The sequence below is a fragment of the Ruegeria sp. HKCCA0235A genome (assembly GCF_013033235.1).
Classification (GTDB): Bacteria; Pseudomonadota; Alphaproteobacteria; order Rhodobacterales; family Rhodobacteraceae; genus Ruegeria.
The window spans coordinates 126,457-150,210 of sequence record NZ_WQDQ01000007.1; the positions used below are offsets into that span (position 1 = coordinate 126,457).

Sequence of the window (23,754 nt, forward strand, 5' to 3'; positions counted from 1 at the left end):
CCAGTCTCCGAGGTGGCCGTGAAACTCTCCTGTTTGGCGGTTTTCGACCGGTTTCAAAACTTACCCGAGCTGGCTGTCAGATATCCTCTCCGGGCGGTTCCAGAAGGCCGCCGGGTTCCAACAAGGCCCGCTCGGACAGCCACGGGTTGAGCTCAAGCGCCTCGGACAGTGCTGCACGCGCGTCTTCCAGGCGTCTCAACCCCATCAGGGACAAAGCCCGCCCACTCAGCGCACCGATATGGTTTGGCGACATTTCGATCGTGACATTCAGATCGCGCAGCGCCGCTTCAAAATCCTGCCTCAGGTAGTTTACGAAAGCCCGCTGATTGTAGCCTTCGGCGTAATCCGGGCAATATTCGACAAGCTGGTTGAAATCGTCCAATGCGCCCGACAAATCCCACGCCTCTCGTCGCGCCATTCCCCGGTCCAGCAGTGTCTGCGACCGGGCATCCGGCGCGTCCGTCCAGAGTTCCCACATTTGATTCGAGATGACCCGGGCGTCGCCTTGCGATTCCGCCTTTTGGACCTGCTTGATCAGCGCATTCACCCCTTCGGAATGATCCGGAGCCGTGGGGCATGTCTCAGCCATGGCCGAGCATGAAAACGCGATCAGAAAAAACGTTGCAGCACAGGTTCGCATCACGCAACAAGGGTGGGCCAAAATTCCGCCGGGTCAAGACTGATGTTCAAAACCGCCCAGCATACCGGTTTCCTTCACGGCCTCCATCGCAACAAAAGTTGAGGTATTGGCGACATGCGGCAGAGACGAAATCTTCTCGGCCAATACACGGCGGTATTCCGACATCGTGGCGGTGCGCACTTTCAGAAGATAGTCAAAATTGGACGCGATCATATGGGCCTGCTCGACCTCGGCGGTTTTGCGGACGGCTGCGTTGAACTCGGCCAGCGCCTTTTCGCGGGTATCGGTCAAACGCACCTCGACAAACGCGACGTGATCCAGGCCCAGCCGGATCGGATCCAGCATCGCCCGATAGCCCGTGATCACTCCGCTCGCCTCCAGCCGTTTGAGCCGCGCTTGCGTCGGAGATTTTGACAGCCCGATCTCGCGCGCAAGATCGGCCACCGAGATACGGCCGTCCTCGGCCAGAATCCTTAGAATCGACCGGTCAAACCGATCAAGATCAGGAAAACTCATTTGAACTGTCCGCTGGCAAAAGTTCAGGTTATTCTCCTTCAATTACATCAAACTCAGTCCGTTGTCCTGATTTTTCCGCATTATATTATCACAAAGACCGGAGGACATATGTCACACAGCCTGCGCACCCTCATCGATACTTCCACCTATGCCGATCAGTCGGCAGTTCTTGAGACACTGATCTCTCAGGCCAGCCTGACGGACACGGATCGCAGCGCCATCGGCGCCGCGGCTGCGCAGCTTGTGCGCGATATCCGGTCCAGCACCTCTCCGGGGTTGATGGAGGTGTTTCTGGCCGAATATGGCCTGTCCACCGACGAAGGCATCGCCCTGATGTGTCTGGCCGAAGCGTTGCTGCGCGTGCCGGATGCCGACACAATTGACGCGTTGATCGAAGACAAGATCGCGCCCTCCGATTGGGGCAAGCATCTGGGGCAATCCTCGTCCTCGCTGGTGAACGCCTCGACATGGGCGCTGATGTTGACCGGAAAGGTGCTGGACGAGGGCAAGGCGTCTCCGGTCGGGGCGCTGCGCGGTGCGATCAAGCGGTTGGGCGAGCCGGTGATCCGCACTGCCGTGGCACGCGCGATGAAAGAGATGGGCCGGCAGTTCGTTCTGGGGGAAACCATTCAGTCCGCCATGGACCGCGCACGCGGGATGGAGGAGAAAGGCTATACCTATTCCTACGACATGCTGGGCGAAGCAGCCCGAACCGAAGCGGACGCGGCGCGCTATCACCTGTCCTATTCCCGCGCAATCTCGGCCATTGCCGAGGCCTGCACCCATCACGATATCCGCGCCAACCCGGGCATTTCGGTAAAACTGTCCGCCCTGCACCCCCGTTATGAGCTGGCACAGGAACAGCGTGTGATGGACGAGCTGGTGCCGCGACTGCGGGCGCTGGCCCTGCTGGCCAAGGCGGCCGGAATGGGCCTGAACGTCGATGCAGAAGAGGCGGATCGCCTGTCGCTGTCGTTGCAGGTGATAGAGGCGGTGATGTCCGACCCGGCCCTTGCCGGCTGGCACGGGTTTGGCATCGTGGTTCAGGCCTATGGCCCGCGCGCAGGCCTGGTACTGGATACGCTGTATGGCATGGCCGAACGTCACGATCGCCGGATTATGGTGCGATTGGTCAAAGGTGCCTATTGGGATACCGAGATCAAACGCGCGCAGGTAGAAGGGGTAGATGGCTTTCCCGTCTTCACGCACAAGGCGGCAACCGACGTCTCCTATATCGCCAATGCACGCAAACTGCTGGGCATGACCGATCGGATCTATCCGCAATTTGCCACGCACAACGCGCACACGGTCAGCGCCATCCTTCACATGGCCAAAGATCAACCGTTCGAGTTCCAGCGCCTGCACGGCATGGGCGAGACCTTGCATCAGATCGTGATGGACAAGCAGAACACCCGGTGCCGCATCTATGCACCGGTCGGGGCGCATCGCGACTTGCTGGCTTATCTGGTTCGGCGCTTGTTGGAGAACGGTGCGAATTCATCCTTCGTCAACCAGATTGTGGACGAGGATGTGCCACCGGAAGTGGTCGCCGCCGATCCGTTTGTTGCGATCCGGACCCCTCCGCCCGCACTGCCGACCGGGCCGGAATTGTTCCAGCCTGAAAGACCGAATTCCAAGGGTTTTGACCTGCATCACACACCAACCCTGGATCAGATTGATGCGGCACGGGATCAGTTCCGCGCCCATCACTGGTATGCGCAACCCTTGCTGGCCGATGCGGCCAAACCCGATGCGGATGAGCCGGTGATCAATCCGGCACGGCCGCAGGACAGGCCCGGCGCGGTGGCCCCAGCCAGCGCGGCGGATGTGGAAATGGCATTGGCCTCGGCCAACCCCTGGGATGCCCCCGCTGCCGAACGCGCCCGCATCCTCAATGCCGCAGCCGATCTTTACGAAGCCCATTATGGCGAGTTGTTTGCCCTGCTGGCGCGTGAGGCTGGGAAGTCGCTGCCCGATGCGGTGGCCGAACTGCGCGAGGCGGTGGATTTCCTGCGTTACTATGCAGCCAACATCCCCGATGCCGAACCCGCGGGGATTTTCACCTGCATCAGCCCGTGGAACTTCCCGCTGGCGATTTTCTCTGGGCAGATCTCTGCTGCGCTGGCAACCGGAAACGCGGTTCTGGCCAAGCCTGCGCCCCAGACGCCCCTGATCGCACATCGTGCCATTCAGCTTATGCACGAGGCGGGGGTGCCGCGCGACGTGCTGCAACTGTTGCCAGGCGGGCCTGCCGTGGGTGCGGCGCTGACGTCGGATCCACGCATCTCGGGCGTGGCCTTCACAGGGTCAACAGCCACCGCGCTGAAAATCCGCGCGGCGATGGCCGGATCCATGCGCCCCGGTACGCCGCTGATCGCGGAAACCGGCGGTCTGAATGCAATGATCGTCGACAGCACCGCCCTTCCCGAACAGGCCGTGCAGTCGATCATCGAAAGCGCCTTTCAGTCGGCGGGCCAGCGCTGTTCCGCCCTGCGCTGCCTGTATTTGCAGGAAGACATCGCCGATGACGTTCTGACCATGCTCAAAGGGGCGATGGATGCGCTGTCGGTCGGCGACCCCTGGCTTTTGTCGACGGATTGCGGACCGGTGATCGACGAACAGGCCCGCCAGGGCATCGCCGAGCATGTGACCAAGGCGCGCCACGAAGGGCGGGTGCTGAAAGAGCTTCCGTTGCCGCCCGAAGGTATCTTTGTTGCTCCGACACTGATCGAGATCCCCGGCATCGCCGCGCTGGAACGCGAGGTGTTCGGCCCGGTGCTGCACGTCGCCCGGTTCAAGTCGCAAGAGATCGACAAGATCATCGCCGATATCAACGCCACCGGATACGGCCTGACCTTCGGCCTGCACACCCGCATCGACGACCGCGTGCAGCATGTGACCGAGGCGATCCATGCGGGCAACATCTATGTGAACCGCAACCAGATCGGCGCCATCGTCGGGTCTCAGCCCTTTGGTGGCGAAGGATTGTCAGGCACGGGCCCCAAGGCGGGCGGGCCGAACTACATGATCCGGTTCTGCGCTCCCGACCGTCAAAGCACGGCGGATACCTGGGGCGCCGTGGCTGATCTGCCTGCGGCACAAGGTCAACCTGCGCAGGTCAAAACCCGGTCCCTGCCCGGCCCGACCGGTGAATCAAACCGCCTGAGCGAGTATCCCCGTCCGCCTCTTCTGTGCTTGGGACCCGGAGAGGCCGCAGCGCGTGCGCAGGCCGATGCTGTACTCGCGCTGGGTGGCACCGCCATTCAGGCGACCGGGATGCTTGACCTGCACCGGTTGGAAAACCTGACCGGCATTTCGGGCGTGTTTTGGTGGGGAGATGACGAAACAGCGCGGCTGATCGAACAGCATCTGGCGCGCCGCGACGGCCCGATTCTGCCGCTTATACCCGGCAAGCCCGACCGCGCGCGTGTTCTGGGTGAACGCCATGTCTGCGTGGACACGACCGCGGCGGGCGGAAACGCAGCTTTGTTGGGAGGTGCGGCATAAGCTTGCCTTGACGCTGGACGCACAAAAGCCCAGCGTCACGGCATGTTTCCGATCCGCGACCATAACCCCTCGGGGCGCACACCTTATGTTGTCTATGCCTTGCTGGCGGCCAATACCCTGATATTCCTCAGCTATGCGGGGATCATGGATGATGGGCCACGGATCGGCAGGCTGTTTTTCGACTACGCCATCATCCCGGCGCGGGTCAGCGACGGGTTCGGACTGGAAACCCTCGTGACATCCATGTTCCTGCACGGGGGGTGGATGCACTTGGCGGGCAACATGCTGTTTCTTTGGATCTTCGGTGACAATCTGGAAGACGAGATGGGCCATCTGCCCTTCCTGCTGTTTTACATGGCGGCTGGAATCGGCGCGGGCCTGATTCACGTCATCACCGGGCCCGAGTCCCAAGTTCCCACTGTTGGGGCCTCGGGCGCGATTGCGGGCGTGATGGGCGGGTATCTGTTGCTGTTCCCGAAAGCACGGGTGGATATCCTGCTGATCCTGATCGTCTATTTCAGGGTCTTTACCATTCCCGCCTTCATCATGCTGGGCGTCTGGCTGGCGATACAGTTCTTTGGCAGCGTCACCAGCAATCCGGACGAAGGCGGCATCGCCTATTGGGCCCATACCGGAGGGTTTGCCGTTGGCCTGTTCCTGTGCATACCGCTGTGGCTGAGACGCGGCGGAATTCAGTTCTGGGATCGCACCCATGGACACCCGCCCCACCCGGAGGCGAAGTACAAGCTGTCACAATCCCGCATTCCGCGCGTTCCGCGCCGCTAAAGCTGGTTCAAAGGGCGCCTAGCCCCGGATCACCTTGGCGAACTGATCGAAGATCGGTTCGTTCGAACAGATCACTTCACCATCTTCCAGCACGTTGCCTTCAGGGTTCAGCGCCTGCACGAAACCGCCAGCCTCTTTGACGATGATCACACCGGCGGCCAGATCCCAAGCATTCAGGCGGCGTTCCCAAAAGCCTTCGTATCGGCCTGCGGCCACGTATGCCATATCCAGCGCGGCGGCGCCCCAACGACGCACACCGGCGCAGGCGGGCATCAGACGCGCCAGATCCTGCAAAGTCGCAGGCAGATCCGAGCGGCCACCAAAGGGCAAACCGGTCGCGAAGACCGATTCAATCATGCGATGACGGCCCGACACGCGAATACGGGTGTCGTTCATCCAGGCGCCCTCACCCTTTTCAGCAAAGAACATCTCGTCCTTGGCGGCGTCATAGATCACGCCGGCAACGATCTTGCCCTTGTGTTCCAGTGCTATGGAAATCGCCCAATGCGGCAGGCCGTGCAGGAAATTAGTGGTGCCGTCCAGCGGATCGACGATCCAGCGGCGGGTCGGATCCTCGCCATCGATGGAGCCGCCCTCTTCGGCCAGCCAGCCATAGGTCGGCCGTGCGCCCAGCAGCTCTTCTTTCAGGATGGCTTCGGCGGCGATGTCGGCCTTCGAGACGAAATCACCGGCACCTTTCATCGACACCTGCAGATTCTCGACTTCACGGAAATCCTTGACCAAAGAACGCCCCGCCTTGCGCGCGGCCTTGATCATGATGTTGAGATTTGCGCTGCCAACCATTGTCAAAAGGCTCCTGTCCGGTCAAACCGCGCGTATACTGCCGCAACGCGCCCTTGCCAAGAGGAATGATGCGCATAACAGACCCGCAGGAAACGCCGTTACTGGGATTGCAGCTTGCGCGCTTCTTCCCGGGCCAGTTTCACCAGTTCCTGCACAAAGGGTTTCTCCAGATCTTCCGACCGGACCGCGGCATAGAGACGCCGTGTAATACCCTCTTTCGTCAAGGGTCTGGTGACGTAGTCCGAGTTGTATTTGACCTCGCGCACGACCCAATCCGGCAGCACTGAAATGCCCCGGTTCGATGCAACCAGCAGCAGAATGACGGCGGTCAGTTCCACCTGCCGGATCGTTGCAGGCTCAACCCGTGCCGGGATCAACAGCTGGCTGAACACATCCAGACGCGTGCGTTCCACCGGATAGGTGATCAGGGTCTGGCCGCGAAAATCCTCGGCCTCGACAAAGCCTTTCTTGGCCAGGGGATGGGTCGAAGCGGCCACAAACACCGCGTTATAATCAAAAAGTTCGACAAATTCGACGCCCGGCAGGTCTTCGGGATCGGACGAGACCACCAGATCGACCTCTTCCTTCTGCAAGGCCGGAAGCGCGTCGAAGGCCAGACCGGGGCGGATATCGACATCGACGTCACCCCAAGATTTCCTGAAGGATTCGAGCACCGGGAACAGCCATTCGAAACAGGCGTGGCATTCAATGGCTATGTGCATCCGCCCTGTGCGCCCGTCCCGCAGCGAAGAAAATTCATTCTGGGCGGCTTCGACCTGCGGCAGGATCTGCTCGGCCAATCGCAACAGGCGCAAACCGGCAGCCGACAGTTTCATGGGTTTGGAGCGGCGCAGAAACAGCTCGACCCCGGCCTGATCCTCCAACCCTTTGATTTGATGGCTCAATGCGGACTGGGTGATGTTCAACTGATCCGCAGCGCGGGCCAGCCCGCCGCATTCATGGATCGCCTTGATGGTGCGCAGGTGCCGGAATTCAATATGCATTTCAAACAGCATTCATGTTGTTGTTGAGTAATATGAGTTTGTTTCACAATGCTCGCCATGGCACAAGAGGCTCAGTTGATCCAGTGAGGCCACGATGTCCAAACCTGAAATTTCCTTCGAGTTCTTTCCGCCCAAAACTTTGGAAGCCTCTTTCCGCCTTTGGGACACGGTCCAGACATTGGCCCCTTTGGATCCCCGCTTTGTTTCCGTCACCTACGGCGCTGGTGGCACGACGCGTGAACTGACACGCGACGCGGTTTCGACCCTTCACAAGTCATCGGGCCTGAACGTGGCCGCTCATCTGACCTGTGTCGATGCTTCGCGGCAGGAAACGCTGGAGATCGCAGACACCTTTGCGCGCGCCGGCGTGCAGGACATCGTCGCCCTGCGCGGCGACCCGCCGAAGGGTCAGGACAAGTTTGTGCCGCACCCCGACGGGTTTTCCAGTTCAGTCGAACTGATCGAGGCACTGGCCGAAACCGAAATGTTCAGCATTCGTGTCGGGGCCTATCCCGACACCCACCCCGAGGCCGCAAACATGGCTGCGGATGTGGACTGGCTGAAGGCCAAGCTGGACGCAGGCGCAGACGAAGCGCTGACGCAGTTCTTTTTCGAAGCCGAAACCTTTTTCCGGTTCCGCGATGCTTGCGTCAAGGCCGGCATCGACAAACCGATCGTGCCTGGCATCTTGCCGATCGAGAACTGGGCAGGTGCTCGCAACTTCGCCAAGCGCTGTGGCACGCATATTCCCCAGTGGGTCGAACAGGCGTTTGAAAAGGCGGTGCGCGACGAGCGTGAGGATCTGTTGGCCACGGCAATCTGCACAGAGCTGTGTTCAGACCTGATCGAAGGCGGCGTGGACAAGCTGCACTTTTATACCCTGAACCGTCCCGAACTGACGCGCGATGTCTGCTTTGCACTGGGCATTACACCGAGCGTTGAGTTGGAAAACGTCGCCTGACTTTCAAAAAACCCAATGATTCGCCCGGGTTACGTTTACGCCCGGGCGTTTGTCGTTTCAGAAGATGTGTACTGTGTCACAACCCCGCCCGTAAAACGGTGCCTTTGAGGGACAATTGAATCTCAGCATCGCGATTGTTGTCCCCAGCCCGGCAAATCATCCCTGAAATTTGACAAAACTATGACTGTGACCACACTGGTTCTGTGTAGTTTGTAAAGAGTGTTTTGAGTATGGAACCTGTCGATAAAGTGCGGGCGCGCGCGGATGCGTTGGCGGATCTGGGGTTGAGTCCCTGCGCCGGTTCCCAAGCGATCAGGGACGCCTGGAGGCAGATCGCCTTCCATTCACATCCCGATCATACGGATGGGGACAGTTCCGGTTTTTCGCGCGCCAAAGCGGCATATGATTTTCTGCGCAAGGAAGGGTTGGTTACAAAAGGTGGTGCCAGTTCCGGCCCTCCGCAACCGCGCCGACCCCGCTTGAAAAAGCGCATCATCGAACTTCCGCTGGAGGATATCGCCGCCTGCAAGGCGATGCTGAATCCCGACCAAAGGTTGCCGCAAATGCACGATGAAGCGGATGTTCAGGACAGATCTGATGCATGTGTCTCGGATCACGTTCCCGACGCGGTCGGGTGTTACGGGCGGCATCTGACCTATTTTGTCACCACGCCCGTGCATCATGGGTCAAATCGCGTGGCCTTGCCAACGACCGTCCTGACCAACGCGCGTCACACCGAGGCTGAAATTCTGAGCTTCCAGTCAAAAGATACCGGCGCCGGAGAAGTCATCATCCCCGATACGATCCGCGAACGGAAGTTTCCGGGGGCCAAAAGTGTACGGATCAGGTTTGATGCCGATCAGGATATTCGGGATCAATTCTGGCTTGCGGGGTAACGGCCTCAGCCCGGCTTGACCAGCCGGGCTTGGTTCTTTTGATGCCGGATCAGTTTGAAACCGGGCCTTCCGACGTGAATTTCGGGATCACATTGGTCGAGGCGTCGCTTGGTTCGATACCGGGCCAGTTGCCTTCGGCAAGATTGATATTGCCTGGAATGTCTTCCTCGAAAAATCCGACAACCACGTCGGTGATGTTGAGATACAGCTTGTCATCCACGATCCGCCACAGGTTTGGATTTGCAGGAACCTTGCCACCACGCGACACGCCGTAAGCGCAGTGCCCATCATATTGCGGCGCGTAGTATGCTGGGTTTTCAAGGAATTTGTCGCGGTTTTCCTCGGTCGCAAATGCCCAGGTCGCACCGTTGTACTCGGCGGTGATGTTGGTATTTCCACGCACACCTTCGGGCTGCGACTGGCCAACTGGCATCTGATCCAGGCTGCGATAGGCAACGACATCATAACCCGAAACAGCAAAACCTGTGCCGTCGATATATTGAGGGCCGGCAAAAGCCGGAACCGCCAGAGCTATGGCCGTAGCGAGTGTCAATGCAAAGCGTTTCATGTCGTCTATCCTTTTCGGGTCAACTAAATCCGTGATGCCTTGCGGCAGGTCTGACAGGACAATATGCGATTCCCAAGCGGTGCGTAGTCCCCCTAACGCCGCTGTGACCCGACACGAGAAAACGTGAGAGTTTGGCGGCGGATTGTTACAGAATACGCCAGTTGAGTAGGGTTGGACTCGGCGGTTTGCAATATTAGCTGTATGGCAGCCCTGACATAGGCAAGAAAGGCAAGAGATGAGCGACCAACCCTCGTATACCCCTCCAACGGTCTGGACCTGGGACAGTAAAAGTGGCGGACAATTCGCCAACATCAACCGGCCGATCGCCGGCGCGACCCATGACAAGGACCTGCCGGTCGGACGGCATCCTCTTCAGCTGTACTCGCTCGCGACACCTAATGGCGTGAAAGTCACGGTGATGCTGGAAGAGCTGTTGGCACTTGGTCATGAAGGCGCTGAATACAACGCCTGGCTGATCAACATCGGAGAAGGCGACCAATTCAGCTCGGGCTTTGTCGAGGCCAACCCGAACTCGAAAATCCCCGCGCTTTGGGATCGGTCGGGCGACAAACCTGTTCGTGTTTTTGAAAGCGCCTCGATCCTGTTCCATCTGGCTGAAAAGTTCGGCGCGTTTCTGCCCGCATCCGGCCCGGAGCGGACCGAGGTGATGAACTGGGTGTTCTGGCAGATGGGCAGCGCGCCGTATCTGGGCGGTGGGTTCGGGCATTTCTACGCCTATGCACCCGAGAAATGGGAATACCCGATCAACCGTTTCGCCATGGAGACCAAGCGCCAACTGGATGTTTTGGATCGTGAACTGGCGGAAAAAACCTTCATCGCGGGCGAAAACTATTCCATCGCGGACATGGCGATTTGGCCCTGGTATGGCCAGTTGGTTCTGGGCCGCCTTTACAGCGCGGCAGAGTTCTTGGACGTGGAATCCTACAAGAACGTCATGCGATGGGCCAAGGCAATCGACGCGCGCCCTGCGGTTCAGCGTGGCCGCATGGTCAACCGCGCCTTTGGCGAGCCGCACACGCAGCTTCACGAACGCCACGACGCCAGCGATTTCGAAACCCGCACGCAGGACAAGCTGGAAGCGGCGGCGGAATAAACATATCCCAGGCGCAACGACACGCGGTGCAGCTTGTGCCGCGTGTTTGCGTTTGGATGGTTATTTCAGAATGGGTGGGTTGTCCGGATTGCTGCCGGGGGCTTCGCGGACCGCTTCGGCAATTTGCGGCTGGGGCAGATCAAACCGAAGGCCCACCTTGGCCAGAAGCGCGGCGGCGGCCTCGCTTGCGGTGAAAAACCCGACATCCATCGCGCCTGCCTCAATCCCGGAAAAGGTCAGCGCCTCGGATGCGGCTTTGGCCAAAGCGGGCTCGGCCCCTTCAATCGCATCGACAAATCCCAACAGATGGCCCTGCGCGCCCGATTTGGACTTGGTGGCAACCAGATAGGCTGCGCTGGCAAGTCCGCCCGCCGTCGCCAGTTTCGCATCCAGCGCGGTCAGCAGGTTTTGCGGCAGACCGGCAGGGGGCAAAAACTCGGCAAGCTCTTCCTCGACCTCTTGCGGGCTGTGTTGCAACGTTTCAGCCAACCATTCCAGGGCTTCCGCCGGGACCAGCATGGAAGATGGCGCAGTCTCCAGGTTCAGACCAAGCCCGATGCCCTGCCCCGACAGCATCCCCGAAAGCACCCGCCCCGACAGCGCCACATAAGGCACGGGCCGCTCGGCAAACTGCGCCAGCCGGTCCTCACGATCAAAGGCCAGAACAAAGCGCCCGTCAGCCACATCGAACAATTCGGGCGAGATATTCTCGTCCCGCGCTTCTTCGGTCAGCATCAGAAACAGCTCGCTATCCGCAAGCCGTTCAAAGAAACGCAGACGGGCGGCATCACTTGTCGGGTCCGCCTGCATCGCGGCATGCGCAGTGTCCAACGCCGTGGATTCAGTCATTCAGCACCTCTTGGACCCGTGTACGCAAAACAGGCAGCAGTTCAGCCTCGAACCACGGGTTTTTCTTCAACCATGCCGTATTGCGCCAGGACGGGTGAGGCAAGGCAAAGACCCGCGGCGCATGGTCCCGCCAGTTGCGAACGGTGTCCGTCACCGACCCGCGCGCGCCAAGATGAAACTTGTGTGCATGACCTCCGACCAACACGGTCAGCGGCACACGCCCCAGGTCCTGCATCACCCGGTCGTGCCAGGTCTTGCGGCAAATCGCAGGTGGCGGAAGATCAGCATTGCGCGCATCATACCCAGGAAAGCAGAACGCCATCGGTACGATCGAAACACGGTCGCGATCGTAAAAAACCGACTCACCAATCCCCAGCCAGTGCCGCAGCCTGTCGCCGGACGGGTCGGTGAAGGGCCGCCCCGACTCGTGCACACGGGCGCCCGGTGCCTGCCCCGCGACAAGGATCGGTGTTCCGGGGCGGAACCAGACCACCGGGCGCGGCTCGTGTGCGGTTTCTGTTTGCGCGAACCTGTCGGCACACAAGCGGCAGGCGCGGATTTCCTGACGTAACGCGTTCATCTGATCCTGAAGGCCCCTGCCCATCCGGTCTGTTGTTGGCTGCCAAAACAGATAATAACGACCTGACGCGGCACCAAGTGACCGATAACCTTTGCTGCACCCAATCAGACATTCATGCGCGCAACCGGACCGCATTGATCATTTGTTTCATAATTCGACATAATGTAGCCAACATGGGACGGTAAAAAATACCCTTTCTGGCCGCCCGCAAGTACGACAACACGAACGAAACGAGCAGCAGACCCCGAATGCTAGAATTCGACAACGTCAGCAAATCCTTCTGGACCGGAACGCGCCGCAAGGTGATTCTGGATCGGGTCTCGTTTCGGGTCGAACTGGGTACCTCACTGGGCGTTCTGGCCCCGAACGGAACCGGAAAAACCACGTTGATCAACATGATGGCCGGCCTGGAGAAACCCGACGAAGGCGTGGTCCGTCGCGAATGCCGGGTTTCTTTCCCCATGGGGTTCACCGGTGGCGTGTCGGGAAAACTGTCAGCGCTTGAGAACGCGCGCTACATCGCCAAGATCTACGGTATGGACCCCGACTATATCGAGGCCTACTGCAAATGGCTCTGCGGTCTGGGCGAATATTTCGACCAGCCCCTTGCCACTTACTCCTCTGGGATGAGGGCGCGTTTCACCTTTTCTTTGATGCTGGCGCTGGACTTTGACATGTATCTCATCGACGAAGGGATGCCGGCGACAACAGATGTCGAATTCAACGAAAAGGCAGGGGCGATCCTGAAGGAAAGGTTGCGCACGACGACTTTGGTGATCGTATCGCACAGCCCGTCCGTGTTGGAGAAATTCGCCCAGAAAGCGGCCGTACTTCTGGACGGGCAATTGTATATGTTTGACTCCTTGGAAGAGGCAAAGCAGCTTTATGACTACGAAACCCAAGGTTAGAAAATACAACTGGCGCCGCAGACGCCAGACGGAAAGTTCGGCCGAGGCGCGATCGGACGCCATCTCGCGTATTCGCAACGCGACGCAGGGCCCCGAGGCCGCCGGCGAAGCGCAGCCCGGCACGCAGCTGGATGACATCAAGCGCGAAGGCCTGACGGGCCGTCAATTGCGTATCGCACGACGTCTGGCGCAGAAACACGGTCTGGCCGCAACGTCGGACTATGACGCGGTGCGATTGCTGCGCAAAAAGGGCATCGACCCCTTCCAGCGCACCAATCTTCTGGACCTTGCCGCCGCAAGGCCATCGGACGAGGGTGACAAACCCAAGGACAGGATCAACGTTCAACTGCCGCAGGCCATGGGTGCCGAGAAAACAAACCTGCCCGGGCCCGAGCTCAGCCCGGCTGAGCGGCGCAATTTTGAAATTGGCCAAATCCAAAAAGACATCGCCCGTCGTCGCAAACGTAAATTGTTTGGACTGTTTGCGCGTCTGGCGGCCTTTGTGTTCCTGCCGACCTTCATTGTCGGCTTCTATTTCTACCGCATCGCCACGCCGATGTATGCCAGCGATTCCGAATTCCTGATCCTGCAAGCGGATGGCGGACCGGGCAATATCGGCGGTCTGCTTGCCGGCACGCAATTCGCCACCACGCAGGATTCGATCTCGGTTCAGTCCTTTCTGGAATCGAAAGAAGCATTGCTGTTGCTGGACCGCGATGCCGGGTTTTCTGATGTCTTCAAGCAGGAATGGATCGACCCTATTCAAAGACTGGCACCGGACGCCTCGCTTGAAGACGCCTATAAGCTGTTCAAACGCATGATCACCATCGGCTATGACCCGACCGAAGGGGTCATTCGGATGGAGGTTGCCGCCCCCGACGCGCAGACATCGACCGAATTTTCCGAGCGCCTGATCTCTTATGCCGAAGACAGGGTGAATGCCTTGTCCGGAAAAAAACGTGAAGACCAGATGCGCGACGCGCTGCAAAGTTTCGAAGCGGCGCAGGAAGCGCGCAGGCAGGCTCAGGAAGAGTTGATCGAGCTTCAGCTTCAGGGCGCGGTTCTTGACCCCGAAAACGTCATTGCCAGCCTGCGAGCCCGCATCAACGAAATCGAAATACTGGTTCAGGACAAAGAGCTTGAGCTCGCCGCGCTTCAGGACAACCTGCGCCCGAACAAGGCAAAGGTTGATGGCGTCAAGGCAGATATCGCCCGCCTGGAAAAGGTTCTGAGAGAACTGAATGCCGAGATGCAGGATGCCTCGGACGGCGAAAACTCGCTGGCGCGGCTGAGCGTGCGTATCCAGATCGCGCAGGCGGACCTGGCGGCGCGTGACATGATGCTGCAAACGGCAATGCAGCAAATGGAAGCGACCCGGTCCGAAGCCAACCGGCAGGTGCGCTATCTGACCGTCTCGGTCAACCCCGTTCCCAGTCAGGAACCCAGTTATCCGCGCAAGTTCGAAAATACGATTTTGGCATTCCTGTTGTTTGCTGGTATCTACCTGATGATCTCGCTTACCGCGTCGGTCCTTCGTGAACAGGTATCCTCATAAAACTCATGAAACATGTTAAAATCTCCGACCTGACAGTCGGCAACGACCTTCCGCTGACCATCATAGCTGGGCCATGTCAGCTTGAAACGGCAGACCATGCGCAGATGATTGCGGGCAAGATGAAAGAAGCCTGCGACGCAGCCGGGGCGCAATACGTCTTCAAGGCGTCTTATGACAAGGCGAACCGAACATCCCTGTCGGGCAAGCGTGGCATGGGCATCGATGCGGGGCTGAAGGTACTGGATGACATCCGCAAAACGATGGGTATCCCGGTTCTGACCGATGTTCATACCGAAGCGCAATGCGCCATCGCCGCCGAGGCGGTGGACGTTCTGCAAATTCCGGCATTCCTGTGCCGTCAGACCGACATGCTGCTGGCGGCCGGGAACACCGGCAAAGCGGTCAATGTGAAAAAGGGGCAATTCCTTGCACCTTGGGAAATGACCAACATCGTCGACAAAATCGAAAGCACCGGAAATCAGAATATCCTGCTGACCGAACGTGGCACCTCATTTGGCTACAACACGCTGGTTGCCGATATGCGTGCGCTGCCCCAAATGGCGAAGACCGGGTATCCGGTGGTGATGGACGCCACCCATTCCGTGCAGCAACCCGGAGGCAAGGGCGGATCTTCGGGCGGACAACGCGAATTTGCACCCGTGATGGCCCGCGCCGCGGTTTCTCTGGGTGTTGGGGCCGTGTTCATTGAAACCCATCAGGATCCGGACTCGGCCCCATCGGACGGGCCAAATATGATCCCGCTCGACCAGATGCCCCTACTTGTTGACACATTGATGCGATTTGATGCGCTTGCTAAAGCGAATCCGATACAGATTTAAAGATTGAGATTTCTTATGATCAAACCCCTCACCGAGGTAACACCCAACAGCTGGAACTTTCTGCGCGACGCGATGATCACGCCCACCGGGTTCCGTGAATACGATGCCCGTTGGAAATATCCTGAAGAGATCAACCTGCCCGGCATGACCGCGCTTGGGCTGGGGCTTGGCACGCAGATGCACAGACGCGGGATCGAGCCTGTGATCGCAGTCGGCAACGACTATCGAGATTATTCATTGGCGATCAAGAATGCCCTGATGCTGGGCCTGATGCAGGCTGGTATCCGTGTCAAAGACATCGGCCCTGCGCTCAGCCCAATGGCCTATTTTGCGCAGTTCCATCTGGATGTGCCCGCAGTGGCCATGGTTACCGCCAGCCACAACCCGAACGGCTGGACCGGGGTCAAAATGGGTTTTGACCGCCCGCTGACCCATGGTCCGGATGAGATGTCGGAACTGCGTGACATCGTTCTGAACGGCGAGGGGGTCGCGCGCGAAGGCGGCTCGTACGAGTTCGTCGATGGCGTCAAAGAGGCCTATATCGACGACTTGGTCGGGGATTTCAAAATGTCCCGCCCGCTGAAAGTGGTCTGCGCAACAGGCAACGGCACGGCTTCGGCCTTTGCGCCCGAGATTTTCGAACGGATCGGGGTTGAGGTCGTGCCCAGCCATAACCAGCTGGACTTTACCTTCCCCAACTACAACCCGAACCCGGAAGCTATGGAGATGCTGCACGACATGGCCGCCACGGTGAAATCCAGCGGTGCCGACCTGGCGCTGGGGTTTGACGGTGACGGAGACCGCTGCGGCGTCGTCGATGATGAGGGCGAGGAGATCTTTGCCGACAAGGTTGGCGTGATCATGGCGCGTGATCTGGCCAAGCTTCACCCCGGATCGACCTTTGTTGCGGATGTGAAATCCACCGGTCTGTTTGCCAGCGACCCCGAGTTGCAGGCCCTGGGCGTCAAAGCCGATTACTGGAAGACCGGCCACAGCCACATGAAGCGCCGCGTCAAGGAAATCGGGGCACTGGCAGGGTTCGAAAAATCAGGCCACTACTTTTTGGCCGAACCGATCGGGCGTGGATACGACTGTGGAATGCGTGTCGCAGTCGAAATCTGCAAACTGATGGACCGCAACCCGGGCAAGAGCATGTCGGACCTGCGCAAGGCCCTGCCCAAGACCTGGTCTACCCCCACGATGTCACCACACGCCGCCGATACCGAGAAATATGATATCCTTCAGCGGCTGGTTGACAAGCTGGTCGCCAAGGGAGATGCGGGCGAAACACTCGCTGGCCGCGCAATCAAAGAAGTGGTCACGGTGAACGGCGCACGCGTGATTCTGGACAACGGAAGCTGGGGCCTGGTGCGGGCTTCGTCCAATACCCCCAATCTGGTCGTCGTCTGTGAAAGCAGCGAAAGCGAGGCTGAGATGCGCGCCATCTTCGCGGACATTGACGCCGTCATCCGAACCGAGCCCGGTGTCGGCGAATACGACCAAACCATCTGAACACAACTGCTTGGGGCATATCCCGATGCCCCAAGCACGATGGTTGCTCAGTCGCCGCCGAATAATTTGAGCAGACCTTTTTTTGCCTCTTCTTCAAGTTTATTCTTGATGGCGTCTTCGATCTGATCACTGTCGGTGATCGTCGTATCCAATTCGTTGCCGACCTTTTCAAGAACCTTCTGTTTTGCGTCGTCTTCCAGTTCCTTGACCTTCACATCTGCGGCCGCCTCGATCACCTTGGTCAGGTCCGGCTTGATCGTCGGATCGCTCCAGGGGCCTTTGATGCGAACGGGAACCGATATCCCCTGCCCGGAATTGGCGCGCAGCGCCACAGGCGTGAACAGATAGTCGATGTTGCGGGCCCCCAGATCCACGGTGCCAGTGCCATCTGCGCGGAAATTCTTCAGTGACATGAGCAGATCGTTGTTCGTCAACACGCCCTGGTCGATGGCGAAACTGGCCGTCAGGCTGTTGAACACGGTGGTTCCGCCTGATCCGGTGCCCTGCCCCATCAATCGGTCCAGATCGAGCCCGGAAATCACTCCGGGACCGACATCCAGGTTTCCTTTGCCGCTGAGGGACCGCATGATCTGATCCTCGGACTGGCCGACGCCCAGAAACTCAAACGCTCCCGCAGCGGTTCCCGACAGGCGTTTGACCCCGGCCATCGTGGTCAGTGCCTGTTTCAGATCGATCCCGGTGGCGGTCACGTTGCCGCCGACCGACAGGCCGTTGCGGTTGTTGGCCACCACCTGACCGTGCAACTGACCCGCAAACAGCGTGGCCGGGTGCATTTCCAGAACGGCCCGCGACCGATCCAGCGACAGGGTCAGATCGCTTTTGCCGAACGTCATCCCGGGCACGGCGATCGAGTTCGCCGTCAGGCGGATCTTACCGTTCGCCAATGCCAGAGCAGACGCATCAATAGGGTCCTTCGACCACCCCTCAGGTGCAGGAGCGTTTGCCTGAGACGTGCCGCCTGAGGCAGAAGCAGTTTCGGAAATCCGCGACAGATCCAGATCACCGACTTCCAGACGGGCCACGATACGCGGCGGGTCCGAGATGGTGATATCCGCCTCACCCACGAACCGGTTGTCATCCAATTGCGCAACCATGTTCCGCATGGAAATCCGCCCGTCCTGCGTATACGTCATATGCGCTGAAATGTCGGCGGTCTTACCCAATCCCGGCGGTACGGATGTGCCAGCCTGACCGAAGGCGGCAAGCATCCTTTCCGTGTTCCGCGTTACGACCTTGGTGGTTCCATCCATTTCACCCGCAAGATTGACGCGCCCGTCAAATCCGATCTCTCCGCCCGGGGCCGTCAAAGCCAGTTCCAGATCAGTCACTGACCCGGCGGCAAATGCCGGTAAGTCCGGGATTTTCAGGTCAACCTGAACCGCCCCTCCAGGCACTGGCATGGCGGCCTCCATCACCAACGGGGCCGCCACCTCGGGCCAGCTTGCAGATAGCGTCACGCCCGAGAAATCCATCTGCGTCGAACCATTTTCCACGTAAATCAGCCGTGCATTTGTCAGCTCCAGCTGATCCAGCGTGACCTGCCCCGAGGGCTCAGCCGGCGTGGGCCCCCCGGTCGCGACCGCAGTTGTCGCGGTTGTCGGGGCGCTCAACTCCCAATTGCCGCGCCCATCTGATCGTTCCAACCGCAGCACGGGATTGTCTGCAAAAACTCGTTTGATCCGCAGATCCCCAATCAATAGCCCGGCAGCGTCCACTCCGACGGCCAGGCTATCCGCGCTGAGCATCGGCTCCGGTCCGGCCCAGCTTGCGTTGCCGAAACGCACCGGCCCGGTTTCCATCCCGACCACCGGCCAGAAGGAAATGCGCACATCACCGGTCAGCGTCAGTTCACGCCCGGTCTGGGCCTTGACCTGCTCGGCCAGAATCGCGGCAAGCTTTTCCCCCGGCATCAGCAACAGTGCGCCAATGATCAACGCGATCACAGCGACAACGATAAACAGGATGCGCATCAGCCATTTCATTTTCTGCTCTCCGCCTTTTGGCTTGTCATTGCCGTGATCATTCAAATCACGCATCACATTTGCAAGGGCAAGCTTTCCCGACTATATGCCGCGCATGACGACAAACCCGCCGAACCTCCGCCCCGACCTGGCACCTTCTGCCCGGATCACCGAGACACCCCAATCGAACCAGCCAACCATCGGCATGGTGTCGTTGGGCTGCCCGAAGGCGTTGGTCGACAGTGAACGCATTCTGACCCGGCTACGTGCCGAAGGATACGGCATTTCGCCAGATTATGCCGGGGCCGATGCTGTCATCGTGAACACCTGCGGTTTCCTCGACAGCGCCAAAGCGGAATCGCTGGACGCGATCGGAGAGGCGCTGGTGGAAAACGGCAAAGTCATCGTGACCGGCTGTCTGGGGGCCGAGCCGGATTACATTCGCGAACATCACCCCCGCATCATGGCTGTCACCGGCCCACACCAATACGAGCAGGTGCTGGATGCGGTGCATGCCGCCGTGCCCCCCGATCCTGATCCTTTCGTGGACCTGTTGCCCGCCAGCAGCGTGCAGTTGACGCCGCGCCATTACAGCTATCTGAAAATTTCCGAAGGCTGCAACCACAAGTGCAAGTTCTGCATCATCCCCGACATGCGCGGAAAACTGGCCAGCCGCCCGGCGCATGCGGTTCTGCGCGAGGCGGAAAAGCTGGTGCAAAATGGCGTGCGTGAGCTGCTGGTGATTTCACAGGACACCTCGGCCTATGGGCTGGACCGGAAATACGACATCAACCCGTGGAAAGATGGTGAAGTGCGCAGCCATATCACCGATCTGGCGCGCGAGCTGGGGCAGCTCGATGCCTGGGTGCGGCTGCACTATGTGTATCCCTATCCGCATGTGCGAGACCTGATTCCGCTGATGGCGGATGCCGGGTGCAACGTGCTGCCTTATCTGGATATCCCGTTTCAACACGCCCACCCGGATGTGCTGAAACGCATGGCCCGCCCGGCCGCGTCGGCCAGAACGTTGGATGAAATCAAGGCCTGGCGCGCGATCTGCCCGGATATCACCCTGCGGTCGACCTTTATCGTCGGCTATCCGGGTGAGACGGAGTCGGAATTCCAGACCCTTCTGGACTGGATGGACGAGGCGCAGTTGGAACGTGTCGGGTGTTTTCAGTATGAAAACGTCGATGGCGCGCGGTCAAATGACCTGCCCGATCACGTTCCGGCCGAAATCAAGCAGGAACGCTGGGATCGCTTCATGGAAAAGGCACAGGCGATCTCGGAGGCCAAGTTGCGAGCGAAGGTCGGGCAGACGCTTGAGGTGATCGTGGACGAGGTCGATGACGAGGCCGCCACCTGCCGCACCAAAGCAGACGCGCCCGAGATCGACGGCAATCTGTTCATCGATGAGGGGTTCGAAAACCTCAGGCCCGGTGACATCGTCACGGTCGAAGTGGACGAGGCCGGAGAATACGATTTGTGGGGCAAGCCCCTCTAAGGTCTGACACCGCGTCGAGCACACGGCATATGGGCAAAGCGTGAACCGAGTTTATTGGCCGAACACGCGGTCAGACCCGATCTTGGACTGAAAGCCAATCATGGAGGTTTTCATGTCTCGTATCTTCAAGCCTGGCCTGAACTACGTGGTTTTCCTGATGGTCGCGCATTTCGTGGCCACCCCCGGTTACGCCCAGCCTACACAGGCCGGCTCTGCCGGATTCATTACGGTTGGCGGCAAACATCTAAGCTTTCACAAAAACGGCCGTCACAAGATAAACCGGTATTACGTGGCCCCGAAGGCCAATTCATATGCCAAGCGGCCCAAGGCGCATATCAAAAAGCCGGCCCCGGTTTATCGATACACCGCTCCCAAACGGCGTGTCCTCGGGCATATCCCCTATGGCTCGGTCAAGCGACAGAAATTCAAGTCATTCAAGTTCAAGCATACCTACGGCCTCAAAAGGCACTAAACAGGGTTCGCGCAACGCGAAGAACGCAACCTGTCCGATAGCTGTGAAAACGCAGGCAAGAAAAAACCGCCACAACTGGTGACGGTTTTTCCCGAAAGCGTACAGGCGGTCCGGGTCCGGGCCGCCTGCGAATGGCTTACTGAGTGATTGGGTCACAGACCGTCTGGCCAGCCTCGGTTGTGGCCAATTGATAACCACCCGGACAGCTGGGTGTGCCGGCTTTGTCATAGCTGGGCTGAACGTAAACAGGTGTCGGTTCTTCCTGCTGCGCACAGGCAGTCAGGATCAGTGCAAATGCGCCAACGGCAGCGAGTTTCAGTTTCATGTCCGTCAATCCTTTATTACTTTTCTGATATTGCCCAGCTTTTCGGGGCCAGGTTAAGAATACGGGCTGAACAGCAATCTGGCAACTGAATCGATCACGTCTTCGTGAGTCACAGCGAATCCATGCCAATCAAATGGCGCAATGATGTTCTTTGAGGCGTGAAACCTATTCTTCTGACTCCGGCGCCCTAAACTGTTGAAGCGAATTCAGCCAAAGACGGAGAAGCCATATGTCAAACGCGCCCATTGTTGCCCAGAAATCGCCATTACCGGTCGAGGTCGTCGAAGGGAAAACCTATTTCTGGTGCGCCTGCGGCAAATCCAGCCGCCAGCCGTTTTGCGACGGATCGCACAAAGGCACCGGGTTAGAGCCTGTGAAATATACTGCGGAAAGCAGCAAAAAGGTCTTCTTTTGTGGCTGCAAACACAGTTCGAAACCGCCTTTGTGCGACGGAACGCACAACGGGCTTTGATCAGGTTTTCAACCCATTCAGTATCTCGGCATTGGGGCAAAAATCCGGGGCAGTGGTCGCTGTGCCCTGTTGCCGGGCAAGCCAAAACTCGCATTGCACATCACATCCGGCAGCGCGGCACCGTGTGACAAGCTCGGCGTATTTTTCGGGTGAAAGACGTCCTTCGGCCATCGCTTCGGTCATTGAAATGCCCATGCAGCGTGAAACTGAGCGTGTAAGCCAAAAGTGCTTTTCGATTTCCCCTAACGCGACCTGAGACATCAAGCGTTCTCCACCTGCTTGGTTTTGAGGGCGGCAAAGTATTTGCGATTCGGGCATGTCGACGGCGCCTGTTCAACCTGTTCGCGCCGTTCCAACCATTCCGGGCAGTCCTTGGCCCAGGAACAGCCGCGACACTGCTGCACGATTTCAGCCCATTCTTCCTGTTCCAGATGACCGTTCCGATAGGCCGCGGCCAAGTCGGTTCCGGTTGCTTGCCCCATACGCAACACCAAGCGCAGATGGGTCATGATTTCGCCCAGATGTGTCATGGCAGACCTTTGTGTCAAGGCAGGAGATTGTGAAGCAATTCCTGATTTCGGCAGTATTCGGGTGTCCGCCGAGCAGATCCGGGATCGTTCAGCAAACTCTTGCAGTGATCCGGGTTCGGGCAGTCGGTACAGCGCAAAACAGCATCAGAGATCTGGTCCACGGAAACGGAACCATCAATGGCGGCTTCCTCAAGATCAATGTCCAGCATTCTGGCCATATCGTCCACCAATCCGGCATGCAGCCGCAGGGTCTCGTGGGTGGGCATGCTGTTTCCTTTCGCTTTCACGCTGTGTCCAAAGGGTAGCGCATCCGCGAAGGCAAACATTGACTCAGGTCAAGATTGGACGCCGATGTGATCCAGATAGGCCCGCGTGGCATCCTGAACACGGCGAAAGCGATCCCCGCCCAGTTTCTTGCCGCCATACCAGCGCGTCACGATAATTACGTGATTTTTCAGCCCGGCGCGTTCGATCATCCGAAGGATCACCATGCCCGCGCCGCTTTCTCCGTCATCAGCTTTCAACGCGCCGGTCGGCAAGGCCGCGGCCCAGGTGTTGTGGGTGGCCTTGGCATAGCTCTTGTCGGATTTCAAATCGTTCAAAACGGCGTCGATTTCAGCCCGCGTCGTGACCTGCGCCCCGGACACCGCGTATTTCGAGCCGCGATCCGTCATGACAACACCCAAGCATGTAAGTTCGGTCATTGGGACAAACCCAATTGCTCTGCTGTTTCCCGCACAATCTGCACACGTTGTGCATTTGGCGGGTGGGTTCCCAAAAACCTGTCACCGGGATCCGGGATGCGATCAAAGAATCTTGCCCCGACCAACGGATTGTATCCCGCATTATACGTGATGATGGTTCCCAGCTGGTCTGCCTCCAGCTCAAAGTCTTTCACATAAGCCTGGACGCCGACCTGCGCGCCCAGCTTTTGCGCCTCTTCAATGGCGGCGGCGTCCCCGCCGCGCAACTCTGCCACCCGCCCGAACTCAGCCGCGCTGGCGCTGGCGATTTCACTCTGCCTGGCGATGTGTCCCAACACGTGGTGGGCTGCTTCATGCCCCATGACAAACGCCAGTTCATCCGCGTTCTGAGTGGATTCGATCATCGAGCGGGTGAATATGATCACCGGCTGCTTGTTTTCATCCAGCGTCTGGAATGCATTGACCGAAGCCTGTGGGTTCAAGTCGACAAGAATCCGAAAGTCGCAATTCTGCCCGGTCGTCTGTTTCAGACACTGTCTGCGGGCTTCCGCCCCAACGGCCCGACTGACCTCTCGGAAGGTTTGCACCATCGGTTCGGCCTCTGGCTCATCCCCCCGCCATTCCTCGGCGGGTTGGACGCGCAAGGCCCCCTCTCCACATGCCGCAAGCAGCAGGGACAGCAAAAAAACAAACCATCTGTGCATGTCATATCCTTTGAGACCGAAT

Annotated in this window: 26 protein-coding genes; 12 read left to right on the forward strand and 14 right to left on the reverse strand. The window is 58.9% G+C overall.

What is annotated here, in order from left to right; genetic code table 11:
* Positions 1-76: 76 nt before the first annotated feature.
* Complete coding sequence (locus GOW56_RS13565) at positions 77-589, reverse strand: hypothetical protein (protein WP_171206230.1); 513 nt, start codon at positions 587-589, stop codon at positions 77-79.
* 84 nt (positions 590-673) lie between these two features.
* Complete coding sequence (locus GOW56_RS13570) at positions 674-1,156, reverse strand: Lrp/AsnC family transcriptional regulator (RefSeq protein WP_171206231.1); 483 nt, start codon at positions 1,154-1,156, stop codon at positions 674-676.
* Positions 1,157-1,264: 108 nt separating this feature from the next.
* Between GOW56_RS13570 and putA the strand changes: the two genes are divergently transcribed.
* Together putA and GOW56_RS13580 are read left to right on the forward strand one after the other, a co-directional pair.
* Complete coding sequence (gene putA, locus GOW56_RS13575; protein ID WP_171206232.1) at positions 1,265-4,663, forward strand: bifunctional proline dehydrogenase/L-glutamate gamma-semialdehyde dehydrogenase PutA; 3,399 nt, start codon at positions 1,265-1,267, stop codon at positions 4,661-4,663.
* A 42-nt stretch (positions 4,664-4,705) separates the two neighbouring features.
* Positions 4,706-5,449: a rhomboid family intramembrane serine protease gene (locus GOW56_RS13580; RefSeq protein ID WP_171206233.1), complete on the forward strand. Its 744-nt coding sequence runs from the start codon at positions 4,706-4,708 to the stop codon at positions 5,447-5,449.
* A gap of 18 nt (positions 5,450-5,467) precedes the next feature.
* Here GOW56_RS13580 and GOW56_RS13585 read toward each other — a convergent pair whose 3' ends face one another.
* Both GOW56_RS13585 and GOW56_RS13590 read right to left on the reverse strand, forming a co-directional pair.
* Complete coding sequence (locus GOW56_RS13585; protein ID WP_171118687.1) at positions 5,468-6,253, reverse strand: inositol monophosphatase family protein; 786 nt, start codon at positions 6,251-6,253, stop codon at positions 5,468-5,470.
* A 98-nt stretch (positions 6,254-6,351) separates the two neighbouring features.
* Positions 6,352-7,257 carry a LysR family transcriptional regulator gene (locus GOW56_RS13590; RefSeq protein ID WP_171119037.1) on the reverse strand — a complete coding sequence of 302 codons (906 nt, stop codon included), beginning with the start codon at positions 7,255-7,257 and terminating at the stop codon, positions 6,352-6,354.
* A gap of 94 nt (positions 7,258-7,351) precedes the next feature.
* Here GOW56_RS13590 and metF point away from each other — a divergent pair, with 94 nt between their 5' ends.
* Positions 7,352-8,218 carry a methylenetetrahydrofolate reductase [NAD(P)H] gene (metF, locus tag GOW56_RS13595; protein ID WP_171168860.1) on the forward strand — a complete coding sequence of 289 codons (867 nt, stop codon included), beginning with the start codon at positions 7,352-7,354 and terminating at the stop codon, positions 8,216-8,218.
* 230 nt (positions 8,219-8,448) lie between these two features.
* Positions 8,449-9,114, forward strand: coding sequence for a J domain-containing protein (locus GOW56_RS13600; RefSeq protein ID WP_171206234.1), 666 nt, complete (start codon positions 8,449-8,451; stop codon positions 9,112-9,114).
* Positions 9,115-9,163: 49 nt separating this feature from the next.
* Here the strand turns inward: GOW56_RS13600 and GOW56_RS13605 are convergent, their stop codons facing one another.
* Positions 9,164-9,682 (reverse strand): YHS domain-containing (seleno)protein, encoded by a 519-nt coding sequence (locus GOW56_RS13605; RefSeq protein WP_171118692.1) that lies wholly within the window; start codon positions 9,680-9,682, stop codon positions 9,164-9,166.
* 235 nt (positions 9,683-9,917) lie between these two features.
* Here GOW56_RS13605 and yghU point away from each other — a divergent pair, with 235 nt between their 5' ends.
* On the forward strand, positions 9,918-10,796 hold the full coding sequence (yghU, locus tag GOW56_RS13610) for a glutathione-dependent disulfide-bond oxidoreductase (protein ID WP_171118694.1): 879 nt from the start codon (positions 9,918-9,920) through the stop codon (positions 10,794-10,796).
* Between the two features lie 60 nt (positions 10,797-10,856).
* Here yghU and GOW56_RS13615 read toward each other — a convergent pair whose 3' ends face one another.
* Positions 10,857-11,645, reverse strand: a complete 789-nt coding sequence (locus tag GOW56_RS13615) for an SseB family protein (protein WP_171206235.1) — start codon at positions 11,643-11,645, stop codon at positions 10,857-10,859.
* Positions 11,638-12,249 carry a uracil-DNA glycosylase family protein gene (locus GOW56_RS13620; protein WP_253283471.1) on the reverse strand — a complete coding sequence of 204 codons (612 nt, stop codon included), beginning with the start codon at positions 12,247-12,249 and terminating at the stop codon, positions 11,638-11,640. The genes GOW56_RS13615 and GOW56_RS13620 overlap by 8 nt, the downstream gene beginning before the upstream one ends.
* A 224-nt stretch (positions 12,250-12,473) precedes the next feature.
* Between GOW56_RS13620 and GOW56_RS13625 the strand changes: the two genes are divergently transcribed.
* Genes GOW56_RS13625 through GOW56_RS13640 form a run of 4 tightly spaced genes read left to right on the forward strand, consistent with a single transcriptional unit; the run spans position 12,474 to position 17,039 of the window.
* Positions 12,474-13,133, forward strand: coding sequence for an ABC transporter ATP-binding protein (locus GOW56_RS13625; protein WP_152458943.1), 660 nt, complete (start codon positions 12,474-12,476; stop codon positions 13,131-13,133).
* The gene (locus GOW56_RS13630) at positions 13,111-14,688 is read left to right on the forward strand and encodes a capsule biosynthesis protein (RefSeq protein WP_152458944.1); all 1,578 of its coding nucleotides are present in this window, start codon (positions 13,111-13,113) and stop codon (positions 14,686-14,688) included. Before GOW56_RS13625 ends, GOW56_RS13630 begins: the two co-directional genes overlap by 23 nt.
* A gap of 5 nt (positions 14,689-14,693) precedes the next feature.
* Positions 14,694-15,527 carry a 3-deoxy-8-phosphooctulonate synthase gene (gene kdsA / locus GOW56_RS13635; protein ID WP_171206236.1) on the forward strand — a complete coding sequence of 278 codons (834 nt, stop codon included), beginning with the start codon at positions 14,694-14,696 and terminating at the stop codon, positions 15,525-15,527.
* Between the two features lie 15 nt (positions 15,528-15,542).
* Positions 15,543-17,039 carry a phosphomannomutase/phosphoglucomutase gene (locus tag GOW56_RS13640; RefSeq protein WP_171206237.1) on the forward strand — a complete coding sequence of 499 codons (1,497 nt, stop codon included), beginning with the start codon at positions 15,543-15,545 and terminating at the stop codon, positions 17,037-17,039.
* 47 nt (positions 17,040-17,086) lie between these two features.
* Here the strand turns inward: GOW56_RS13640 and GOW56_RS13645 are convergent, their stop codons facing one another.
* On the reverse strand, positions 17,087-19,096 hold the full coding sequence (locus GOW56_RS13645) for an AsmA family protein (protein WP_254447226.1): 2,010 nt from the start codon (positions 19,094-19,096) through the stop codon (positions 17,087-17,089).
* Positions 19,097-19,136: 40 nt separating this feature from the next.
* Here GOW56_RS13645 and rimO point away from each other — a divergent pair, with 40 nt between their 5' ends.
* Both rimO and GOW56_RS13655 read left to right on the forward strand, forming a co-directional pair.
* On the forward strand, positions 19,137-20,525 hold the full coding sequence (gene rimO, locus GOW56_RS13650; protein WP_171206238.1) for a 30S ribosomal protein S12 methylthiotransferase RimO: 1,389 nt from the start codon (positions 19,137-19,139) through the stop codon (positions 20,523-20,525).
* 112 nt (positions 20,526-20,637) lie between these two features.
* On the forward strand, positions 20,638-20,997 hold the full coding sequence (locus GOW56_RS13655) for a hypothetical protein (RefSeq protein ID WP_171206239.1): 360 nt from the start codon (positions 20,638-20,640) through the stop codon (positions 20,995-20,997).
* A gap of 136 nt (positions 20,998-21,133) precedes the next feature.
* Here GOW56_RS13655 and GOW56_RS13660 read toward each other — a convergent pair whose 3' ends face one another.
* Positions 21,134-21,322, reverse strand: coding sequence for a hypothetical protein (locus GOW56_RS13660; protein ID WP_050604769.1), 189 nt, complete (start codon positions 21,320-21,322; stop codon positions 21,134-21,136).
* A 229-nt stretch (positions 21,323-21,551) separates the two neighbouring features.
* On the opposite strand from GOW56_RS13660, the gene GOW56_RS13665 reads away from it, so the two are divergent.
* Positions 21,552-21,794, forward strand: a complete 243-nt coding sequence (locus GOW56_RS13665; protein ID WP_171206240.1) for a CDGSH iron-sulfur domain-containing protein — start codon at positions 21,552-21,554, stop codon at positions 21,792-21,794.
* Here GOW56_RS13665 and GOW56_RS13670 read toward each other — a convergent pair whose 3' ends face one another.
* The 5 genes from GOW56_RS13670 to GOW56_RS13690 all read right to left on the reverse strand — a co-directional run bounded on the left by GOW56_RS13670 (position 21,795) and on the right by GOW56_RS13690 (position 23,732).
* Positions 21,795-22,112, reverse strand: coding sequence for a DUF6455 family protein (locus GOW56_RS13670; RefSeq protein WP_371807909.1), 318 nt, complete (start codon positions 22,110-22,112; stop codon positions 21,795-21,797). It lies immediately after the preceding gene.
* Entirely contained in the window at positions 22,055-22,324 is a 270-nt protein-coding gene (locus GOW56_RS13675) for a DUF6455 family protein (RefSeq protein WP_171206241.1), read from the reverse strand. The genes GOW56_RS13670 and GOW56_RS13675 overlap by 58 nt, the downstream gene beginning before the upstream one ends.
* A 14-nt stretch (positions 22,325-22,338) precedes the next feature.
* Positions 22,339-22,590, reverse strand: a complete 252-nt coding sequence (locus tag GOW56_RS13680; protein ID WP_152458952.1) for a DUF6455 family protein — start codon at positions 22,588-22,590, stop codon at positions 22,339-22,341.
* A gap of 69 nt (positions 22,591-22,659) precedes the next feature.
* Complete coding sequence (locus GOW56_RS13685; protein ID WP_171206242.1) at positions 22,660-23,028, reverse strand: YigZ family protein; 369 nt, start codon at positions 23,026-23,028, stop codon at positions 22,660-22,662.
* Positions 23,025-23,732, reverse strand: a complete 708-nt coding sequence (locus GOW56_RS13690) for a M48 family metallopeptidase (protein ID WP_171118712.1) — start codon at positions 23,730-23,732, stop codon at positions 23,025-23,027. The genes GOW56_RS13685 and GOW56_RS13690 overlap by 4 nt, the downstream gene beginning before the upstream one ends.
* Positions 23,733-23,754 lie beyond the last annotated feature (22 nt).

Coding starts and splice junctions, on each gene's coding strand:
- GOW56_RS13565 (WP_171206230.1), bottom strand. CDS start 589: ATGGCTGAGACATGCCCCACGGCTCCGGATCATTCCGAAGGGGTGAAT.
- GOW56_RS13570 (WP_171206231.1), bottom strand. CDS start 1,156: ATGAGTTTTCCTGATCTTGATCGGTTTGACCGGTCGATTCTAAGGATT.
- putA (WP_171206232.1), top strand. CDS start 1,265: ATGTCACACAGCCTGCGCACCCTCATCGATACTTCCACCTATGCCGAT.
- GOW56_RS13580 (WP_171206233.1), top strand. CDS start 4,706: ATGTTTCCGATCCGCGACCATAACCCCTCGGGGCGCACACCTTATGTT.
- GOW56_RS13585 (WP_171118687.1), bottom strand. CDS start 6,253: ATGGTTGGCAGCGCAAATCTCAACATCATGATCAAGGCCGCGCGCAAG.
- GOW56_RS13590 (WP_171119037.1), bottom strand. CDS start 7,257: ATGCATATTGAATTCCGGCACCTGCGCACCATCAAGGCGATCCATGAA.
- metF (WP_171168860.1), top strand. CDS start 7,352: ATGTCCAAACCTGAAATTTCCTTCGAGTTCTTTCCGCCCAAAACTTTG.
- GOW56_RS13600 (WP_171206234.1), top strand. CDS start 8,449: ATGGAACCTGTCGATAAAGTGCGGGCGCGCGCGGATGCGTTGGCGGAT.
- GOW56_RS13605 (WP_171118692.1), bottom strand. CDS start 9,682: ATGAAACGCTTTGCATTGACACTCGCTACGGCCATAGCTCTGGCGGTT.
- yghU (WP_171118694.1), top strand. CDS start 9,918: ATGAGCGACCAACCCTCGTATACCCCTCCAACGGTCTGGACCTGGGAC.
- GOW56_RS13615 (WP_171206235.1), bottom strand. CDS start 11,645: ATGACTGAATCCACGGCGTTGGACACTGCGCATGCCGCGATGCAGGCG.
- GOW56_RS13620 (WP_253283471.1), bottom strand. CDS start 12,249: ATGGGCAGGGGCCTTCAGGATCAGATGAACGCGTTACGTCAGGAAATC.
- GOW56_RS13625 (WP_152458943.1), top strand. CDS start 12,474: ATGCTAGAATTCGACAACGTCAGCAAATCCTTCTGGACCGGAACGCGC.
- GOW56_RS13630 (WP_152458944.1), top strand. CDS start 13,111: ATGACTACGAAACCCAAGGTTAGAAAATACAACTGGCGCCGCAGACGC.
- kdsA (WP_171206236.1), top strand. CDS start 14,694: ATGAAACATGTTAAAATCTCCGACCTGACAGTCGGCAACGACCTTCCG.
- GOW56_RS13640 (WP_171206237.1), top strand. CDS start 15,543: ATGATCAAACCCCTCACCGAGGTAACACCCAACAGCTGGAACTTTCTG.
- GOW56_RS13645 (WP_254447226.1), bottom strand. CDS start 19,096: ATGCGTGATTTGAATGATCACGGCAATGACAAGCCAAAAGGCGGAGAG.
- rimO (WP_171206238.1), top strand. CDS start 19,137: ATGACGACAAACCCGCCGAACCTCCGCCCCGACCTGGCACCTTCTGCC.
- GOW56_RS13655 (WP_171206239.1), top strand. CDS start 20,638: ATGTCTCGTATCTTCAAGCCTGGCCTGAACTACGTGGTTTTCCTGATG.
- GOW56_RS13660 (WP_050604769.1), bottom strand. CDS start 21,322: ATGAAACTGAAACTCGCTGCCGTTGGCGCATTTGCACTGATCCTGACT.
- GOW56_RS13665 (WP_171206240.1), top strand. CDS start 21,552: ATGTCAAACGCGCCCATTGTTGCCCAGAAATCGCCATTACCGGTCGAG.
- GOW56_RS13670 (WP_371807909.1), bottom strand. CDS start 22,112: ATGCCCGAATCGCAAATACTTTGCCGCCCTCAAAACCAAGCAGGTGGA.
- GOW56_RS13675 (WP_171206241.1), bottom strand. CDS start 22,324: ATGACACATCTGGGCGAAATCATGACCCATCTGCGCTTGGTGTTGCGT.
- GOW56_RS13680 (WP_152458952.1), bottom strand. CDS start 22,590: ATGCCCACCCACGAGACCCTGCGGCTGCATGCCGGATTGGTGGACGAT.
- GOW56_RS13685 (WP_171206242.1), bottom strand. CDS start 23,028: ATGACCGAACTTACATGCTTGGGTGTTGTCATGACGGATCGCGGCTCG.
- GOW56_RS13690 (WP_171118712.1), bottom strand. CDS start 23,732: ATGCACAGATGGTTTGTTTTTTTGCTGTCCCTGCTGCTTGCGGCATGT.